21 protein-coding genes are annotated in these 16,730 nt (G+C 57.1%); 8 read left to right on the plus strand and 13 right to left on the minus strand.

Features of this window, described 5'->3' with window-relative positions; translation table 11 throughout:
* Positions 1 to 10: 10 nt before the first annotated feature.
* The 11 genes from FHG12_RS16485 to FHG12_RS16535 form a co-directional block, all read right to left on the minus strand.
* Entirely contained in the window at positions 11 to 451 is a 441-nt protein-coding gene (locus FHG12_RS16485; RefSeq protein WP_139516768.1) for a GPW/gp25 family protein, read from the minus strand.
* Positions 452 to 521: 70 nt separating this feature from the next.
* Positions 522 to 791: a PAAR domain-containing protein gene (locus tag FHG12_RS16490; RefSeq protein ID WP_139516769.1), complete on the minus strand. Its 270-nt coding sequence runs from the start codon at positions 789 to 791 to the stop codon at positions 522 to 524.
* Between the two features lie 20 nt (positions 792 to 811).
* Positions 812 to 2,581, minus strand: coding sequence for a type VI secretion system tip protein VgrG (gene vgrG, locus FHG12_RS16495; protein WP_139516770.1), 1,770 nt, complete (start codon positions 2,579 to 2,581; stop codon positions 812 to 814).
* A gap of 67 nt (positions 2,582 to 2,648) precedes the next feature.
* Positions 2,649 to 3,362, minus strand: a complete 714-nt coding sequence (locus FHG12_RS16500) for a CIS tube protein (RefSeq protein ID WP_139516771.1) — start codon at positions 3,360 to 3,362, stop codon at positions 2,649 to 2,651.
* The gene (locus FHG12_RS16505; RefSeq protein ID WP_139516772.1) at positions 3,362 to 3,553 is read right to left on the minus strand and encodes a DUF5908 family protein; all 192 of its coding nucleotides are present in this window, start codon (positions 3,551 to 3,553) and stop codon (positions 3,362 to 3,364) included. The genes FHG12_RS16500 and FHG12_RS16505 overlap by 1 nt, the downstream gene beginning before the upstream one ends.
* Positions 3,554 to 3,588: 35 nt before the next feature.
* Entirely contained in the window at positions 3,589 to 4,026 is a 438-nt protein-coding gene (locus tag FHG12_RS16510; protein ID WP_139516773.1) for a phage tail protein, read from the minus strand.
* Positions 4,027 to 4,038: 12 nt separating this feature from the next.
* Positions 4,039 to 4,476, minus strand: coding sequence for a phage tail protein (locus tag FHG12_RS16515; RefSeq protein ID WP_139516774.1), 438 nt, complete (start codon positions 4,474 to 4,476; stop codon positions 4,039 to 4,041).
* 58 nt (positions 4,477 to 4,534) lie between these two features.
* Positions 4,535 to 5,971: a phage tail sheath family protein gene (locus FHG12_RS16520; RefSeq protein ID WP_139516775.1), complete on the minus strand. Its 1,437-nt coding sequence runs from the start codon at positions 5,969 to 5,971 to the stop codon at positions 4,535 to 4,537.
* Positions 5,972 to 6,007: 36 nt separating this feature from the next.
* Complete coding sequence (locus FHG12_RS16525) at positions 6,008 to 7,021, minus strand: hypothetical protein (RefSeq protein ID WP_139516776.1); 1,014 nt, start codon at positions 7,019 to 7,021, stop codon at positions 6,008 to 6,010.
* A 1-nt stretch (position 7,022) separates the two neighbouring features.
* Positions 7,023 to 7,655: a DUF4255 domain-containing protein gene (locus tag FHG12_RS16530; protein ID WP_139516777.1), complete on the minus strand. Its 633-nt coding sequence runs from the start codon at positions 7,653 to 7,655 to the stop codon at positions 7,023 to 7,025.
* 594 nt (positions 7,656 to 8,249) lie between these two features.
* Positions 8,250 to 8,879: a T9SS type A sorting domain-containing protein gene (locus FHG12_RS16535; protein WP_139516778.1), complete on the minus strand. Its 630-nt coding sequence runs from the start codon at positions 8,877 to 8,879 to the stop codon at positions 8,250 to 8,252.
* A 288-nt stretch (positions 8,880 to 9,167) separates the two neighbouring features.
* Here FHG12_RS16535 and FHG12_RS16540 point away from each other — a divergent pair, with 288 nt between their 5' ends.
* From FHG12_RS16540 to FHG12_RS16555, 4 genes are all read left to right on the plus strand, one after another.
* Positions 9,168 to 9,884 (plus strand): 3-keto-disaccharide hydrolase, encoded by a 717-nt coding sequence (locus FHG12_RS16540; protein WP_139516779.1) that lies wholly within the window; start codon positions 9,168 to 9,170, stop codon positions 9,882 to 9,884.
* Between the two features lie 64 nt (positions 9,885 to 9,948).
* A complete protein-coding gene (locus FHG12_RS16545) occupies positions 9,949 to 10,452 on the plus strand; it encodes a peptide deformylase (protein ID WP_139516780.1) in 504 nt (167 codons plus the stop codon).
* A 384-nt stretch (positions 10,453 to 10,836) separates the two neighbouring features.
* Complete coding sequence (locus FHG12_RS16550; protein ID WP_139516781.1) at positions 10,837 to 11,469, plus strand: hypothetical protein; 633 nt, start codon at positions 10,837 to 10,839, stop codon at positions 11,467 to 11,469.
* Positions 11,470 to 11,472: 3 nt separating this feature from the next.
* Complete coding sequence (locus tag FHG12_RS16555) at positions 11,473 to 11,931, plus strand: hypothetical protein (RefSeq protein ID WP_139516782.1); 459 nt, start codon at positions 11,473 to 11,475, stop codon at positions 11,929 to 11,931.
* A 28-nt stretch (positions 11,932 to 11,959) separates the two neighbouring features.
* Here the strand turns inward: FHG12_RS16555 and FHG12_RS16560 are convergent, their stop codons facing one another.
* The gene (locus tag FHG12_RS16560) at positions 11,960 to 12,442 is read right to left on the minus strand and encodes a DinB family protein (protein ID WP_139516783.1); all 483 of its coding nucleotides are present in this window, start codon (positions 12,440 to 12,442) and stop codon (positions 11,960 to 11,962) included.
* 437 nt (positions 12,443 to 12,879) lie between these two features.
* Between FHG12_RS16560 and FHG12_RS16565 the strand changes: the two genes are divergently transcribed.
* A complete protein-coding gene (locus FHG12_RS16565) occupies positions 12,880 to 13,464 on the plus strand; it encodes a DUF2939 domain-containing protein (protein ID WP_165699431.1) in 585 nt (194 codons plus the stop codon).
* Between the two features lie 86 nt (positions 13,465 to 13,550).
* On the opposite strand, the gene FHG12_RS16570 is transcribed toward FHG12_RS16565, so the two are convergent.
* Positions 13,551 to 14,147: a GNAT family N-acetyltransferase gene (locus FHG12_RS16570; protein ID WP_139516785.1), complete on the minus strand. Its 597-nt coding sequence runs from the start codon at positions 14,145 to 14,147 to the stop codon at positions 13,551 to 13,553.
* A gap of 250 nt (positions 14,148 to 14,397) precedes the next feature.
* Here FHG12_RS16570 and FHG12_RS16575 point away from each other — a divergent pair, with 250 nt between their 5' ends.
* From FHG12_RS16575 to FHG12_RS16585, 3 genes are all read left to right on the plus strand, one after another.
* Positions 14,398 to 15,441, plus strand: coding sequence for a sensor histidine kinase (locus FHG12_RS16575; RefSeq protein ID WP_230471163.1), 1,044 nt, complete (start codon positions 14,398 to 14,400; stop codon positions 15,439 to 15,441).
* A gap of 71 nt (positions 15,442 to 15,512) precedes the next feature.
* Positions 15,513 to 16,187: a LytR/AlgR family response regulator transcription factor gene (locus FHG12_RS16580; protein WP_139516787.1), complete on the plus strand. Its 675-nt coding sequence runs from the start codon at positions 15,513 to 15,515 to the stop codon at positions 16,185 to 16,187.
* Between the two features lie 140 nt (positions 16,188 to 16,327).
* Positions 16,328 to 16,723 carry a LytR/AlgR family response regulator transcription factor gene (locus FHG12_RS16585; RefSeq protein WP_139516788.1) on the plus strand — a complete coding sequence of 132 codons (396 nt, stop codon included), beginning with the start codon at positions 16,328 to 16,330 and terminating at the stop codon, positions 16,721 to 16,723.
* The last annotated feature ends 7 nt before the right edge of the window (positions 16,724 to 16,730 follow it).

Genomic DNA, 16,730 nt, shown 5'->3' on the forward strand with positions numbered 1-16,730 from the left:
TCGATGTAGGTTATCGGTCCGGCAGCAGGTTGAGGGTAGTCGTCAGGTTGATATCGGTGCCCTCTTTTTTGTAGAAGGGGAAGACGAAATTGAAGCGCGAATTGGTGGTGCGCACCTTGTAAATCACCTCGATAAGCACCACGCCTTCTAGCTCGCGGCTGCTGTCGAGGCGCACGGTTTCGAGGGTAATGCGCGGCTCGAAATACAGAATCGCCGACTCGATTTTATCGGCCATCAGGGTTTTGGTGGTCGTGTCGAGGCTTTCAAACACCAGCTCTTCCATGTTGCAGCCAAACTCGGGCACCATCACCCGTTCGCCCAGCATGGTCGAGAGCAGAATCTCCAGGCTGGAGGCAATGTCTGCTTCCTGCTCCAGCATTTCCACCCCCCGAAATACGGGATTGAAAGTGGGAGGAAATGACCAGCCGCGACCGAGAAAAGTGAGGTTCATAAGAGATGTTTTTATTGTAAATTATTGATAATCAATACATTGTGATCTAAACGAAAAATTTACGTTACGCTTAGCCGCCGATGAGTACGGTAGGCATTCCTGGCCCCAGCACCGCGCCGCCCGACCCGGTTAGGTCGCCGAAACGAGCGGCTGGCAGCCCGCCAATCATCACCGTGAGCGAGCCCTTGACGATGGCATCCACGCCGCACGTATCACCGACGCGGGCCGCCGGCAAGCCGCCAATGAGCACAGTGGGCGCTCCCGGCGGAATAATCGGCGTGGGCACGCCGCTGGTAGCCGGGCTGGAAATCATATCGGTGACGCGGGCCGCTGGAAGCATTGCAATTGATTTATAGCGCGTTAATTGATTCGCACCGTTCCGCCCTGGATGGTGGTCGTGGCGCTGCCTTTCACGGAAGTGCTGGCCCCAGAAAGCTCGGCGCTGCTGGTTCCGGTCGCTTTGAAGGCCGATTTGGCGGCGAGGTCGAAGTTGACGCCCTCGGCTTTGACGTCTTTTTTGGCTTTGAAAACGATGTCCTTGGTGCTTTCTATGGTGATGCCCTTTTTGTCGAGCGTGATTTTGTTGCCGTTTTGGTCTTTGATCGTGATGGCTTTGTCGGCTTCGGAAAGCGTGATCTTGTTGCCGGCAAACGTCTCAAACGCCATCACTTTTTTCTCGTCGTCGAAAGTGATTTTCAGCTTCTCCCGCGACACGTAGCCTTTATGGTGGTTCTTGTCGGAGGGCGGCACGGGGGCCGGTTTTTTGCTGCTGTGGCACATGCCCAGCACTACCGGGTGGCGCGGGTCGTCGTGCAGAAACCCCACAATCACCTCATCGCCGAGTTCCGGCCGGAAGTAAGTGCCGCGGTTGTTGCCGGCATCCAGCGTGGAAATACGCGCCCAAGTGCCTTCTTCCTGCTCGCTGATGAGGGGCAGCCGCACTTTGATGCGGTTTTCGCCGTCGGGGTCGCCTTCCAGCTTCGTGACAACAGCAGCCCGCAGCCCGCTCACGGCCGGCAGCAACCCCGCGGCCGGCAACGGGCGTAGGTTGTAGGTTTCGGCAAATGGCTCGGGGCTGAGGCCAAACTGCACGTCGGTTTCCCAGTTGCCACGGGCAAATTGGTGCCGCACGCCCGCAATAAGCATCTTGCCTTGCATGCGTTCGCCAATGCCTTGTATATCAATAGTTTTGCCCGGCATTACGCCCGCAAAGCCCTGAAACTGCGCGCGGCCCCGCACTTTGCCAAGGCGCTCGCGCTGCAAAGCGCCGTCGGCCCAGGCCTTCAGCTCGGGCGTCGAGAGCTTGCCGCCGTGCCGCAGCAAATGCGCCGCCCCGCCCATGACTTTGGAGAGAGCGTCTGGCGTGAGGTTGCCATTTTTGGTCGTGGCAGGTTCGGCGGCTTCGGCTTCGGCTACTTTCTGTTCGGTAGCGTTCCAGCTATGTGCTTTAATGCCAGGGCTTTGCAAGCGGGCGTCAATTTCGGCGTCGAGCTCCAGCAGGGTGAAGCCAAATGCGGCGTTCACGACGGGCTCTTGCTTGGTATCGGGTTTGGCGATCCGGATTTTGCCGTCCTCGACCAGCACCAGCAAGCCGTTGGCTTCAGCGCGGCAAAGCACGAAATCCCAGTCGGTGGCCTCGTACTGCACTATTTCTTTTAGGTCGGGCTTCGTGGCTTCGACGTCTTTCGAGAGCCCGTAGCGCCCAATGATTTCCTCCAGAATGTCGCTGTCTTTTTTGCCGGCGAAATAATGGCTTTTCAACCCGCACGTCATTTTCACAGCTTCGTCGCGGCATTCGACGATCAGGAAGCTGCTGTTCTTGCGGATTTTGACGCTGTATTTGATCACAATGCCCTTAAACACCGTGTCTTCCTGCGAGCGGTAGCCGAGCTTGATCTCAAGCTTTTTGCCCGGAATAAAGTAGTCCGCATTACCGACTGCGAAGGTGCTGCGCGACGCCTCGCCGTCCTGAATGTGCAGCGTCGCCGACGGAATCCGGTTTACTTCCCGCATCACCACAACAGACTGCACATGGATGGTACCGGGAATTTCGGCGCCTTCCACCAATATTTTAGCTGTGCAGACATCGGGCGTTGCCGGGGTAGGAATAGCGGATTCGTTGGCAGCCATTGGAATTCTTATGCTTTGTAATTACTTGATTGTCAATTAGTTATATTGAATATAGGTATGGGTTTTATCATGCAGTAGTTTTATCAATGGGTGGAAAAACAAGATCTTGCCCCGGCTTTAAGTAGCGGAAATTGCCGAGCCCGTTGGCCGCCGCGACTTGCAGGTAGTAGCGGGCGTCGCCGTAAATGCGGTAGCACAACAAGGGCAGTGTGTCGCCGGCTTTCACCTGCCGGATGTGCGTGAGATCGGGTGATTTTTTGTCCTCTTTGGCCGCCCGAATCTGCTCCTCGATGCTGCTTTTAAACTTCACCCGCGCCACCGCCCGAATCGGGCTGCCGTCCGGATTGAAAAGCTTGTAGGTGATGCTCAGCTCGGTGACGCGGCCTTTGAAAATGGAATTTTGGCCCCACACCAGCTTAAAATGCCGCGGCTCGTGGGAGTCGCCTTTGTACTCGATCAGAATCTGCTTGAGCCGCTTGAGGTCGTCGGCAATGTTCTCGCGGGGCTGCCCGTCGATGATGCCAGTGTTGTCGAACAGAAACTCAAAAGTGATCTCCTCCGGCTCGGTGTATTCGTACTTAAGTTGCTTGCCGCTAGTGCCTTGGCCTTGCCCCGATTCCGAGAATTTCAGCTTGTAATCGAGGGTGTAGGTTTCCGGATTGATCAGCGCCTCGAAGTACGCGTCGTTCTGGATGGCTTCGGGGATGCCACCTTTTTCGGCTTCTTTCGAGTCTTTAAAACCCAGAATCAGCAGCTTTTCCAGTTTCCCCCCGGTGGCCATCAGCGTTCTTGTTTTGCCTGAAAGATTTGCGCGACCTGCTCCACGCACTCTGCGATAATTGCCTGCTTTTCGGCCTCCGCGCTACCATCGCGTGTCGCGGCCAGCAACGTCGTCGGCCGCGACGCCGGGGCTTGGTTTTCGGGGGCGTTTACGGTGACGCGAATGTATAATTCTTTGATTTCGAGGGGCATCACGAAGGAGTTGAGAGCTTAGGTAACCGCTTGATTTACTGCACGCTGAAATAACGATACATCAGTTCGAGCGTTTCGACTACCACGGCGTTGTCGTTGGAATTCAGATCCGACACCAGCCATTTTTTCGGGATGGCCTGCGTGACGTTCCAGGTGCGCAGCGGCTCGCTTTGTTCGTTCAGCAAGATGATGCTCAGATCGGTGGGCCGGAAGTCGCGGTCGCGAAACGCGGCGAGGCACCACTTGATCACGTCCGAGTCGGTGAGCATGCCGCGTTTCAGCACCAGCTCGGCGTATTTGGTGCGCACCGGCAGTTTGTGGGTAAAGCGGTTTTCGCCGCCTTCGCGGAATTCCTCCATCTCGTACTCCACCGACAGGCCCGACACCGACTGAAAGCCCGTGTCGTTCTTGTTTTTGCTGATCCCGAATTCCACGCGGTAGTAGAATCCCCAGGGCGGATAGTAGCCGGCCACGGTCGCGGAACGTTAGATTTTCATCAGTTTCAGGCCTTCATGCGCGATTTCCATGCTTTCCACGGCGATTTCATTGGCGTCGGATTTCAGGTCGGGCGCCGTGATTTTCGTCGGGAAGCAGCGCGTGGCCGACCACGCTGCCACGGGCTCGTGCTTTTCGTTGAGCAGCCGAATCACCACGTCGCGGCGCCCGTTGACGCGCTCGTTGGTGATCTCGTTGAGCCAGTTGTTGAAGTCGAAATCGCCCTCAAACTTGCCGCGCTTGAAGGTCATGTTCTCGTTCTTGGTCAGCCCCGGCATTTTGATGGTGCTGAAATCGCGGCTGTCGCTGTGCCGATACTCGATTACCTGCACCTGCATGTTGAGCCCGGTAACTTCGGTAAAGCTCAGCTTGGCGCCGCCCCAGTCCACCTGAAAGTGAAACCGCGGGAGTGGATATTCCTGTGCCATAATGCGTTACTGCGAAAAGGTGAATGGCGATAAATGGCTCACAAACAAATGGTTAGCCTTATGATTCGGCCAGCTTGTGCGAGAATTTCAGGATGATGAACTCGGCGGGCCGCACCACGGCCATCCCGATCTCGACGTTCAGGCGGCCTTCCAGAATGTCCAGCGCGGTCATAGTTTTGCCCAGGCCCACGGCCACGTAAAAGGCGTGCTCGGGCTTAATGCCTTGCAGCGCGCCCTGGCGCCAGAGCGTGGTCAGGAAGTTCTCGATCATGGCCTGCACCCGTACCCAAGTATTGGCGTCGTTGGGCTCAAACACGAACGATTCGATGGCTTTCTTGGTCGATTCTTCCACGAAAATGAAGAAGCGGCGGACGTTGACGTAGCGCCACTCGTTGTCGTTGCCAGCCAGCGTGCGAGCGCCCCACACCAGCGTGCCTTTGCCCGTAAACGCGCGAATGGCATTCACCGATTTGCCCGCCACCACGTCCACGTTCATCTGATCCTGCACAAGGTTCGAAAACAGGATTGCGGGCTGAATCACGCTGTTTACGCTCACGTTGCCCGGCGCTTTCCACACGCCGCGGCTGTTGTCGACGGCGGCATAAATACCCACCACCGCCGCGCTCGGCGGCAGGATGCAGCTCATGTCGCGGACGGCAGCTTTGGCCAGCTCGTACATGCGGTTGCTGCCGGCCTGGAGCGTATCGAGTTTGGCCGTGGTCGCAGCCGCGCCGTTGATGCTGTGCGCTACGTCAATCTTGGTTTCGTCGATGGCAAAATCCAGCACCGTATCGAGGTTAGGGCCGTAGGCAGCGCCGTATTTGAGGTTGTTGGTGCCGATGCCGCTGGTCCGGAAATTGCCAATGGCCGTCAGCAGATCCGCGTCGGGGTCGGAGAGCGAGATGCTGTCGCCGTGCACATCCATCACCACAAAGCGGTCTTTCAGCGTTTCGCATTGCAGCAGGGCTGCGTCGTGCAGGTTTTTGAAATCGCCGATGCTCAGTTGTTGCGCCTCCGGAATTACGATCAGGGTGGGTTCGTCAACGTTAACCAGCGTATCCAGGGCGTCGTGTAACTCTTTCTCTACCAAAGGGTTACCAAATGCCTTGTAAACGCCCGCCGACACAATGTAGCAAGGCCCGCCGCCGTTGGCAAAAAACATCTGCAAGGCGTAGTACAGAATGTGCTTCGAGCGATCAGTTTCGGCGACGGTAGCTACCGCTTTGATTTCGAGCGTGTTGCCGCCGGCGTCCTGCTTTTCTGCCACGGCTACCGTGATCTTTTCCTCGGGCTGCGGCCCCCCGAAATACTTCTCATAATCAACCATGGACGCAATGCGGGTTGGCTTCAGCACCAGGTCGTCGGCCACCACGTCTTCCGCCTTCTGCGTGTAGCCGATGAAGGCCGGAATCGCCGTTTCGACGGGCGCAATGGAGGGCGGGAACTTGGGGATTTCTTCAATGTAAACCCCCGGCGTTTTATAGAGTGTTGCCATGGCTTATGTTTTTGCAACTAGTTGAAATACAAACATTTACTCGAAGATCTCCGAGAAAATTCCGGTGACTCTGGTGGGGTCTGCGCTATCGAAAGTGGCCTTGATCACGCCTTCGGAAGGCTTGCGCTTGGTGCCCGCATTGCCGAACACGGTGAGTGGCAAGGCTGTGGGCTCGGCCGAGACCGGCGCGCCGGTGCTGCGGTTGAAGTATTGCCAGAACGTAGCGCGATTGCGGAAACGAACCTGAAAAACGGGATAATCGGGCTTCGCCAGGCCGCCGCTGGTGCAGCTGTACTCAAGATCGCCGGGCTTCACGGCCGCGATTTGCACGAGGGCAAATACGTTGTCGGGAATGCCGTTCGTCAGCCGGATGCCGCGGGCCGGCGCGCCAGTCAGGCCCGGTGGCGGCACGATGGCGGGCACGTCGGCTTGGTTTACAAACACCGGCATATCAGTGGCTTGCGCGCTTAGCTGCTGGGTGTTGGCGCCGGGCTGGTCGCTGGTGAGCTGCTCAAGCGCCGCGCCCGCCCGCACCAGCGACTCGACGCGGTCGGTGGGGGAGAGGGCCGGAATTTCCTGGGATAAAAACAACGCCCTAGTTGCGCCCGCCCCGCGCGGTACGCCGGTCAGGTTAGAAAAAACGGGCACGTTTTCCTTGTAGCGATACGTCGTTTTTTCCGGCAGATAATAGATCTCGTAGATCTTGTGTTCCGGCAGCGTCAGGGCTGTATAGTCGAAAAAATGCGCGTTCTGTACGGTGATAACGATCTCAAAAACAGCATCATCCGGAATCACCGTGTCTTTCTTAACGGCCACCACGCCCCCAAGCGCCGTGCTTTTGAAAACGCCGCGCAGCCCCTGCAACGCCTGCGCCGTGGCGGGCGTGGGCTCGATGGCCAGAAACGAACGCACGTCGTAGGTTAGCAGGCGCTTGAGCTGCACGGCGTCGAGCAGGGCGTCGAACACGGTTAGGCCTTCGTCCAGCCAATAATGATGGAGCAGTCTGACCTCGAAAAGGCGCTGGTAGCCGATGCGGATGCGCTCTGCCATGCTATTGGCCCACAGGTGGTTTGGTGAAAAACGTGCTGTCGATCTCGGTAATCAGGCCGCTCTCGCTTTGCACCGCCCGGAACTTGAGATCGAGCATGCGCAGGGTGTAGAGCACAAAGGGGAATTGCTTGCCGCCCAGCGTGCCCCAGAGATAGCTAACCTCCTCCATCATAGGCGAGTACAGATCAAAAATCAGCTTGAAGCCTTCCAGCTGATCGAGTGGATTGGTGGGCGCATTCTGGGTGATGGACTCGGGGGCTACCGAATCCGGTGTGAACACGTTTTGGGCCTGAAAAAACCGGATGCCCCGCGACAGGATGAGCAGCGCATTGACGTAGTCGCTGTGGGTGGCGGCCATCAAGACCTGGAAATTCAGAAAGACCGGCGGGTTTTCGTACGTGACCGTGAGCCGGGTGTCGTTGCGGACGTAATTGGGGATGTTTTTCAGCGCTTTTTCTTCCCGAATGTTCACCACTGACAGGATGAGCCGGTCGCGGGGCACGCCGCCGTTTTGGCCACCCAAGCCCTCGGCCAAGTTGCCGAGCTTGGCTTCGTTGGGCGGTGCAACCGGCCCGTACACGGCCAGGTGCTTGTTTAGCTCATTGACCACAATGGTAAGCGCGTGCGAGATCATCTTTGTCAGATAAATGCTCTATCAACTACCGGGTACCCCGCATTGGGGTAACTGTGCGGCCTGCCTCGCAGGGACCAGAATCTGCTCCGTTACAAGGAGGTAGATAATGGTCTTATAATCAGAATGTTATCGGTTTAGCTGCCTGTTCCCTCCCCTCGATCTATCTTGCGTTGAACAAGTCAATAGCCAGTTTTGGCAGGTTGCGTTACCGAGTAAGCAACCCGCTCCAGACCCCTTAGCGGGTCTTGCCCCTCAAAATTCAGTACACCCAATTCCTAAGCTGGTGGCCGTTTTGGCGGCCAGATCAGGAGGCACTAGCAAATGCAATAGGCTATCGGGGCACCGCGCGTCGGACGCAGTGCCGTAGGGCTGTAAAGATCGCGTCAATACTATATTTTAAGTAATGCATATTTAAGCGAACATGCAAGTTTTGGGACGGAATGTTAGAGAAAAGTTTGGTTGACGGACTGGTACGAAATAGCTCACACGCAGCGCGTTGTAGCAGAGCGAATGAGGATTACACAGAAAAGCCCGGCCTCTCAGGCCGGGCTTTTTGCGCAGATGTGCCGCTAGGGGCAGTATGCTTGTGAGGGGTCAGTGGATGAGCATCACGCGTTGCCGGGCTACCACCTGCCCATTTACCAGCCAGCGGCAGCCATACAGGCCGGCCGGCAGGTCGGCGACCGGCAGTGTCAGCGTGGCTTCGGTCTTGGCTTCGGAGCCTACGGTTAAGGTACGCACGAGCGTTCCGAGGCTGTTGATGAGTTGCACGGAGGCGTTGGCGCGGGCCTGCGGGTTGTCCAGCGTCAGGGTCACGACGCCGTCGGCGGGGTTAGGATAGCAGCGAAACGCCGACGGAGCCACCGCCATCGGGCGTACGGGCGTAGCCACGGCCACCGTAATGACGCCATACATGCCAACGCCGGGGGCACCGTGGAAAGTGCAGTGGTAAGGAAAGGAGCCAGCGTTGTTGAAGGTGATGGAATTGGTGGGGTTGGCCGTGTTGATGGTAAACGTCACCCACGCCGCATTATCGGAAGCGGTAGGGTGGGAGTTGGTGCCGCCTTCGTATTGCCACTTCACCACATCGCCGGGATGCACCGTAACGGTTTGGGGCGTATAGGCGTTATCCGTCACCTTGATAATGACTGTTTCCGCCCAGGCGGAAGGACCGGCCAGCACGAGCAACAAAAGCACGACCAGCGAACGCGTAAAAGTCTTCATGTCAGTACCCGTTAAAGATGAAAGAGGATGTTAAAGCGGAGCAGATGATCAGAGAAAGGCAGCTAGTTCGCCAAGGGGGATGTTGTCTACTCGGAGGGTAGCTGAAAAGGGTTGCCTGGCTTGTGAAATACTTTTGGCCAAGCTGCCGGCTGGAGGCACGTTCGGGTTGTGTATCCCGGTTGCAAATACAACTTGTTGTGGATCAGTGCTTTAATATTTTTTATTATTACCCGACTTTCGGCTTCCTATCTTCCGGGGCCTTCTTCCGTCTTGCTTATATTTTCTGCTATGAATACTCCGGCGTTATTGCTGCGTGTGAGTTTGCTGCTGCTGACGATAAGTTGCAGCACTTCCCAAAAAGCCCCGCGCGCGGAACAGGGCTACCAAGCCATTTTCGACGGAAAAACCCTGAACGGCTGGGAGTACGACTCCACGTACTGGCACGTGCGCGATGGCGTGTTGGTGGGCGAGATCACGCCCGAAACCCTGGTAAAGCAGAATACCTTTATCATTTGGCGCGGCGGCCAGCCCCGCGATTTTGAGCTGCTGGTCGATTATCGGATCTCCGCGTTGGGCAACAGCGGCATCAACTACCGCAGCGAAGACGTGCCGGGCGTGGCGCATGCCCTGAAAGGCTACCAAGCCGACCTCGACGGCCGCAACCGCTACTCGGGCCAGAACTACGAGGAGCGAGGACGCAAGTTTCTGGCCTTGCGCGGGCAACGCGTGCGGCTTCTCGAAGGCCAACCGCCCCAAGTGCTCGATAGTCTGGGCGGCGGCCGCGCAGCCTTAGGCCAACTCGTGAAGCCCGGCGAGTGGAACCAGGTGCACGTAATAGCGAAAGGCAATCACTTGCAGCACTACATCAACGGGGCGCTGATGTCCGATGTGACGGATGACGATGCCACAAACCGCAAAATGGGCGGCTGGATTGGCGTACAGGTTCACGTAGGCCCTCCGATGAAAATCGAATACAAAAACTTCCGGCTCAAAACGCTCCAGTAAGTAAGTCCTGCTCTTGCTTCTACGCTTGGCGTTGGGAGCGTGAGTTTATGCGTTTCTTCATCACATGAAAACCTTGGCTGATCTGTTGCTCTTGGGCGACCCGCGCCTGTATGAGACGTGCGCGCCGGTGCTCGAAGCCGAGTTGCCCTTGGTGGCGGGCTGGGTAGCCGACCTGCACGCCGTCATGGAAGACATTCGTGCCACGTATCGCTTCGGGCGCGGCATTGCGGCCCCGCAACTCGGAATCATGAAGCGGCTGGTGTACCTGAACGTCGATCGGCCGCTGGTACTGATTAATCCCGAGTTGGTGGAGATGAGCGCGGCCACCTTCGAGTTGTGGGACGACTGCATGAGCTTTCCCAATCTGTTGGTGCGAGTGCGCCGCCATCAGCAAGTGAGGGTGCGTTACCGCGATGCCAACTGGCAGCCCCAGACGTGGCAAGTGGAAGACGCTAGCCTAGCCGAGTTGTTGCAGCACGAATGCGACCACCTCGACGGCGTGCTATGCACCATGCGCGCCCTCGATCCGCAGGCCTTCCGCTGGCGGCCCACTCCCAGCGGCGCTTAGGCGGTGCAAGGCCGCTGCAAGCAGCCATTTCGCGCGTTGGGGTTTGCGGAATTTAAGGTATATTAAGTCTTTCGAATATTGAAGGATGCCCGCCGGCGTCCTTCCAGTCAACTTCCTCGTACGCGGCAGGCCTTTTCCTTCCGCGGCCTCCTCTCCCGGCCAGCTTCCTGCGGCATTTCTCGGCGCCCGCAGCGGCTCTTCATCTGGTACAGATAGCCTGTTGCCCAAACCTGTTTTGGACCGCCATTTCCGAAGCCGTTGCCTTTTGCGATTGGGCGCCGCGGTGGCTTTTAGCCTTTTGTATAAGTGATTATATACCAATACGATATGCAAGAATAATTTTTGAGTTTTTGGAGAGTGAATGCGGAGTAAAAAGCAAATGCGATGGAAGGATTTGTAGAGGACAAGAACCCAAAAATACCGGCGTCGGCCCCCGGCTTCTTTTCCGCGGATTTCACCCCCGAAGATTTGATTCTGTATGTGTTTTGCTTTTTGCTGGTCGGTTTTGTGGCCTTTTACTTCACCAGCGTAAACGCGGCGTCGGGCGCCGATTTTATGTCGGCGCACGACAAAGTTATGGTCGATCGGCTCGCGCTGGACGCCATGCCCGACGACCGGCTGCGGGCCAATCTCATCAAGGCCCAATTGCAAATAGCCTACAAGCGCTACGAATACGGCGCCCGGTTTGAGCACACCAATTCGCTAATCAAATACATCGGGTTTATGGTCGGTACGCTGCTGGCCATACTGGGGGCCGTGGTCGTGGTAAAGGGCGTACGCGACAGTCCTATTGGCTTCGAGGCCGAAGGGCTGGAACGCGCCCGGATCAAGTTTACGGCCAGTTCGCCGGGCGTTTTTCTGGCGTTTATCGGGGGCAGCATCATCATTACCACCATTGTGCACGGCATCGCCGCGAATGTCGAAGATCCCACCATCAGCGTGCCGATTTATCCCGGCGACGGCTTTGCGCCGGCGGCACGCGACACCTCGCAAATCCATCCCTTTCAAACGAAATAAACCATGTGGAAAGCTACTCTCCATCTCGCTGCCTTGTTGGCAACAGTAGTGGGCTTTGGCCAAGTGGCGAACGCCCAGCAAACCTGCAAATGCACCGGCAACCAAGTGTGTCAGTGCGTGGCGCCCGGCGGAGGCCTGACGTGGAGCCCGCCCAAAGGTAAAGCCGGCGGTACACACATGCCCGTACCGGTCGAGACGCTGATCGCGGGCATGACGTACGTGCTCAAGCCGGAATCGGAAAAGCAGGCGTACCTGACGACGCTGTCGGGCCCCGACCAGCAATTCATTGTGGAAAACGCCGCTACCCTGCGCGAATCCGTGCAGAATCTGCAAAACGATCACAACCTGTATAAGCAGGAGATGGGCGCCAATCCTGCCGCGCCGACGAAGGTGGAAAGGCCGATTTCCCCTCAGATTAAGGTTCAGGACAGGGTAATCAACCGGCGGGTGCCCGATAAGTAACTACTTGATAAATAAGACGGTACAATCGTTAGCCCCAGTTGCGGAGCAGGCGCCGCAGCAGAATGATCTGGCCGGTGTGGTAAGCCGAATGGTCGGCGATGAGCACGGCCTCGCGAAAGAGATTCTGGCCGGTGCCGTGCGGCAAAGTCGCAAACAGATCCTGGGCCGGATCGCGGATCAGGGTCAGAAAGCGCTCCCGATCCTCCCGAATCTGGGTGAGCGTCGCCGCCCAACTCGCTGCATCGCCCTGCGCGTCCGGAGCCGGCCAGTATTCGTCGGGCCACTTCGGGGATACGTGCGCCGGATTGATACAGAATTCGACGATGTCCCACTGCGCGATGCGGATGTGCTCGGCCAGCTGCCAGAGCGTGTAGGGTAGTTCCGGCACGGCTTGGTTGAGCAAGGAGGGCGGCACGTCGGCGCAAGCCTCTTCGAAAGACACATGCGCATTGCCGCCTTCTAGCAGATGCTGTAATTCGTTGAGGAGGCGTTCGCGGTCGGGCTGGTTCATGGGCGGGAAGTAGGGTTGAGTCGAGAAGGTTTAGAGCCGGCTGATTTACAGAGAAAACACCGTTCCTGCAAAAAAACGGACCGCTCCGTTGAAGAAACAAACCCTGGTGCAGCCACCCGTGGTAGTAACCGGATTTCATGCTGCGGGTGGCAGTTTTCAGGGTTCTGCTCGATAGAAAAACAGTTTTTCGTATCTTATATGAGGCGCTCCTCTTCAAGATCTGGTGCCTGTACACAACTTAGCTGGCAAGGAAAGCATTCCTTCGGTGGCAATTAGAGAAACTCGAAATATCAAAACTTTATTGGCTGATTTATATACAGATATTTATTAAATTATTTATATAAATTAAAGGTCAATATGTCCATATAATAAAGCAAGTAGCATTTCGTGAGTCATTATGTTATATTTATACCGACAAAGGAGTTATGACATCCTCTATGAGAAGAATTCTACTTTATACATTGATCTGTACGGTGTTAGCTAGCCTGTTTTGGTTTCGGTCGGGCCCGTACCGTGCGTTGCGTCACCTTCAGGAAGCCGCCGCGGCCGGCGACGTGGTAGCCCTCAACCGCTACGCCGACTTGCCCGCCGTGCAGGTCGGGCTACACGAGCAGTTGCTGGCCCTTGCCGCGCGGCCTAGCGGGCACATGCCCGACGCCGCGAAGGCTTCCGGCAACTCCTTCCGGCTCGTGGCGGTGTCGGCTGCCAACACTTGGGTCGATGCGTTGGTCGCTTCGGCTTTGCAGCCGCGCCATTTGGCCGCTTTGGTACGGGGCCACTGCGCCGCTGCGTTTGGTCAGGAGCCCGAACCAGCCGCGCAGCCGGGTGAGGAGGAAAACGGACCGATGCAGGCCGGGGTATTTGAATCCATGGACCGTTACACGCTTTGTGTGCTGGACCCCAACACGCACGCGCCGGCCGTGACGCTTACCCTGCGCCGCACCGGCCTGACGTGGCGCCTTACCGATGTGCAGTTGCCCTTCGAAGCCGTCCAACATACAATTCCCGTTGCTGCCTACTGATATTTATAAATAATTGATTATCAAACACTTATACACTTGACTTTGTGGTCAAATTTACGATAGGATTAAGATAGAGAAGATAGGGGCTAACTAGCCCGCTCAGTTTGCGGGTAAGCCGGCGCTGGGTTCTGCCAATCCCAGAGCACGACTGCCCAGTGCTCGTCCGTGGCCGGAGTCTGCATTTGGCCCACAGTTTGAAATCCGAGCCGCTGGTGGGCGCGCAAAGAGCGCGGGTTGCGAAGGGAAATGTCGGTGAGTAAAAAATCGTAGCGCCCGCCGTACACGGCGCGATGGTGCTGGTAGAGGCGGTCAAACAAGCCCTGCCCCCGATAGCCCTGGGCGATGCAGACTTGGCCCATCAGGTAATAGGCTCGCTGCTTCAGGGGGGTGCCGTGGTAGGGCAGCACATCGGCGAAGGCAAACAAACTTTCCAGCTCCGGCACATGGGCTCGCACCTCGGGCAACGCGGTGATGGCGTAACCCACCACGCGGGTGCCGTCGAGGGCGATTACGGAGGGGCCGGCTTGGTGCATGCGTTGCATCTGCTCGAAAGTGTATTCCAGTGTAACAAATCCCTCTTGCGCCCGCACTTCCGGGGCCAGTACCCGCGGCAGGTTTTGCTGTTGCAGCGCCAGAATGCCCCGCAGGTCATCGTCGGAGGAAGCAAGGGTCACGGAGAGCATCGGGCGGGTAGCTAGGAGTGGAAGGAAATCGGCGTACGAAAAGTAAGACCTCAGCAGGAAAGGACCGCAATACCAGCCGATTCCAGTGGGTTCGTCCCATTTTTCCAGCCTTTCGTCACATAGAGTTTTGGCTCTCGCGGAGGCCGCCTAACCTTGCTTTCGATAAGCCCTTGCAAGGAGCCCCATTGTTCCACTAGTTTGCCGGTAACGCCTTCAGCGGATGCGGCCGCGCTTAACCAATTGCCTCTGTATGAACGAGAACGAGTTTGAATCGACAACTCTTCCATCGCCCCACCAAACCTTGCTTCGCGACGCCCTGATTGGAGGGGCAGCGTGGATGGGCTGTATGTTGCTGCTGTTGCTGTCCGAAGCGGAACGAGAACTGCTGTTGTTCTGGACCTTACTGCTGCCTTCCGGGCTGCTCTTTTACGGCTTTGCGGTTAATACACTGATACCTAACTGCTTGCGTAAATCGCATCCGCTGCGCAGCTACTTGCTAAGAAGCGTAGGGGTGTTGCTCGTGCTGCTTATACCGGTGTGGGTGGCGGGGCTGCTTCTGTCGCGTAGCGAAGACGAAGCCGCGGAGTTTGGCTTCTTGGTTACCATCTGTCACCTGCTGGTAACGGTGCCGCTCGCTTGGGTGATTTCTCAGCGCCGCCGGCGCGCACACGCCGAGCTCTACGGACTGAAAACCGAGCTGGGCCAGTCGACGGCCACGCTGGATTTTCTGCGCTCCCAGATCAACCCGCACTTCTTGTTCAACGCCCTGAATACGCTCTACGGTACGGCATTGCAAGAAAATAGCGAGCGCACGGCGCACGGCATTCAGTTGCTGGGCGACATGATGCGCTTCATGCTCCACGAAAACCACCAGCCCAAAATTCTGCTTTCCCGCGAAATCGAGTACCTGCGCAACTACATTGAGTTGCAGTCGCTGCGGACGGCAACTTCGTCCACTGTGGCCATCCAAACCACTATTGACGAGGTTGTAGACGAGCAATTCATCGCGCCAATGCTGCTGATTCCGTTTGTGGAAAATGCCTTTAAGCACGGCATCAGCCTGCAAGAGCCCTCCTGGATTCGGATTACGCTGCATTGCACGCAGAACGCGCTCTATTTTGATGTGTACAACAGCACCCACACCAAGCGGGAACAGGGCGTTGAAAAGGAGAACGCCGGCATCGGGCTCGACAACGTGAGGCAGCGGCTGGCTCTGCTGTATCCGGAGCGGCATGAGTTGGTTATCCGGGAAACCGTAGAGGAGTATTTCGTGCACCTGACGTTGCAGTTGTAAGGCCGCGCACTTGCCGGTAAATTCGTAGAAAACCAGACCTTCGGTCGGCCACTTAGCAGAACAAAATCCCCATGACGGCCCTTGCCCTAGATGATGAACCCATGGCGCTGGAAGTGGTGCGCGCCCTGGCGGCGAAAGTGCCCTTTGTGGAGCTGAAAGCCTGCTTTACCAATGCCTTCGACGCCTTGGCGTATCTGCAACAAGAGCCGGTTGACCTGCTTTTTCTGGACATCAACATGCCCGACCTCTCGGGGCTGGAGTTTGTGCGCAGCCTGTCAACCAAGCCGTTGGTCGTTTTCACCACCGCCTACGCCGAGCATGCCGTTGCCAGCTTTGAGCTAGATGCCGTCGATTACCTGCTCAAGCCCTTCTCGCTGGCCCGGTTTGCAAAAGCTTGCAACAAGGCCCACGAGCTACGGCAACTGCGCGGCCAGGCCGCCGCGCCCAAAGACTATCTGTTTCTGAAAACCGGATACGAGCAGGTCAGGGTGCTTTACGATGAAATTCTGTACCTGGAGGCGGCCGGCAACTATGTCACGTTTGTGCTGGAGGGCAAACGGCTGCTCTCGCGCATGACCTTCACCGAATTACTAGAGGTGCTGCCCGCCGGCAAGTTTGTTCGGGTGCACCGCTCCTTCATCGTGGCCATTGCCAAAATAGATAAAATCGAGCGCCACCAGTTGGGCGTGCAGGGCCATTGCGTGCCGGTGGGCGCCTCGTATCTGCCGCAGGTGCAGGTGCTGTAAGCCCCGGCACAGGGCGCTCCTGCTACCATTCTCAACCGATTTTACTTTCCCCTTATTAGCTCGCCTGAGCGGCGGGCCGGGGCTTCTGTTGCCCATACAAACCCATCGGGGAACGGCTGTTCCCGCAACTATTTTGCCTTATGGAAACATCACGTTTAGGCTCGCTGCCACCGGAAAAAGCGCCGCTGCCTGCCGACTCTTATCGCAAGCGCCTGCTGGTGAAAGACCGCCACAAGCTGTTCTTTATCAAGGCCGCCGACATCCTCTACTTCGATGCCGACGGCAACTACATCACCCTGCACACGCTGCGCCAGACCCATACCATTTACGAGAGCCTGACGCAGCTAGAGCAGCGCCTCGATCCGGCCGATTTCACGCGCATCAACCGCTCCTACATCGTCAACCTCAACTACATCGAGGAGCTCGAATCGTATTTCAACGGCGAATACCTCGTGCGCCTGGTCGGCGGCCACTGCCTCAAATGGACGCGCGGCTACCGCGACCGGGTCAAAGCTTTTTTGGGGAAGAATTGCTAGCCCCGCG

This window comes from Hymenobacter jejuensis (genome assembly GCF_006337165.1).
Taxonomy (GTDB): Bacteria; Bacteroidota; Bacteroidia; order Cytophagales; family Hymenobacteraceae; genus Hymenobacter; species Hymenobacter jejuensis.

What these genes read in the sequence shown, in the direction of transcription:
- FHG12_RS16540 (WP_139516779.1), top strand. Translation starts at nt 9,168, where the DNA reads ATGAATACTCCGGCGTTATTGCTGCGTGTGAGTTTGCTGCTGCTGACG.
- FHG12_RS16485 (WP_139516768.1), bottom strand. Translation starts at nt 451, where the DNA reads ATGAACCTCACTTTTCTCGGTCGCGGCTGGTCATTTCCTCCCACTTTC.
- FHG12_RS16525 (WP_139516776.1), bottom strand. Translation starts at nt 7,021, where the DNA reads ATGGCAGAGCGCATCCGCATCGGCTACCAGCGCCTTTTCGAGGTCAGA.
- FHG12_RS16530 (WP_139516777.1), bottom strand. Translation starts at nt 7,655, where the DNA reads ATGATCTCGCACGCGCTTACCATTGTGGTCAATGAGCTAAACAAGCAC.
- FHG12_RS16575 (WP_230471163.1), top strand. Translation starts at nt 14,398, where the DNA reads ATGAACGAGAACGAGTTTGAATCGACAACTCTTCCATCGCCCCACCAA.
- FHG12_RS16515 (WP_139516774.1), bottom strand. Translation starts at nt 4,476, where the DNA reads ATGGCACAGGAATATCCACTCCCGCGGTTTCACTTTCAGGTGGACTGG.
- FHG12_RS16505 (WP_139516772.1), bottom strand. Translation starts at nt 3,553, where the DNA reads ATGCCCCTCGAAATCAAAGAATTATACATTCGCGTCACCGTAAACGCC.
- FHG12_RS16550 (WP_139516781.1), top strand. Translation starts at nt 10,837, where the DNA reads ATGGAAGGATTTGTAGAGGACAAGAACCCAAAAATACCGGCGTCGGCC.
- FHG12_RS16565 (WP_165699431.1), top strand. Translation starts at nt 12,880, where the DNA reads ATGAGAAGAATTCTACTTTATACATTGATCTGTACGGTGTTAGCTAGC.
- vgrG (WP_139516770.1), bottom strand. Translation starts at nt 2,581, where the DNA reads ATGGCTGCCAACGAATCCGCTATTCCTACCCCGGCAACGCCCGATGTC.
- FHG12_RS16580 (WP_139516787.1), top strand. Translation starts at nt 15,513, where the DNA reads ATGACGGCCCTTGCCCTAGATGATGAACCCATGGCGCTGGAAGTGGTG.
- FHG12_RS16555 (WP_139516782.1), top strand. Translation starts at nt 11,473, where the DNA reads ATGTGGAAAGCTACTCTCCATCTCGCTGCCTTGTTGGCAACAGTAGTG.
- FHG12_RS16560 (WP_139516783.1), bottom strand. Translation starts at nt 12,442, where the DNA reads ATGAACCAGCCCGACCGCGAACGCCTCCTCAACGAATTACAGCATCTG.
- FHG12_RS16585 (WP_139516788.1), top strand. Translation starts at nt 16,328, where the DNA reads ATGGAAACATCACGTTTAGGCTCGCTGCCACCGGAAAAAGCGCCGCTG.
- FHG12_RS16520 (WP_139516775.1), bottom strand. Translation starts at nt 5,971, where the DNA reads ATGGCAACACTCTATAAAACGCCGGGGGTTTACATTGAAGAAATCCCC.
- FHG12_RS16545 (WP_139516780.1), top strand. Translation starts at nt 9,949, where the DNA reads ATGAAAACCTTGGCTGATCTGTTGCTCTTGGGCGACCCGCGCCTGTAT.
- FHG12_RS16500 (WP_139516771.1), bottom strand. Translation starts at nt 3,362, where the DNA reads ATGGCCACCGGGGGGAAACTGGAAAAGCTGCTGATTCTGGGTTTTAAA.
- FHG12_RS16490 (WP_139516769.1), bottom strand. Translation starts at nt 791, where the DNA reads ATGCTTCCAGCGGCCCGCGTCACCGATATGATTTCCAGCCCGGCTACC.
- FHG12_RS16535 (WP_139516778.1), bottom strand. Translation starts at nt 8,879, where the DNA reads ATGAAGACTTTTACGCGTTCGCTGGTCGTGCTTTTGTTGCTCGTGCTG.
- FHG12_RS16570 (WP_139516785.1), bottom strand. Translation starts at nt 14,147, where the DNA reads ATGCTCTCCGTGACCCTTGCTTCCTCCGACGATGACCTGCGGGGCATT.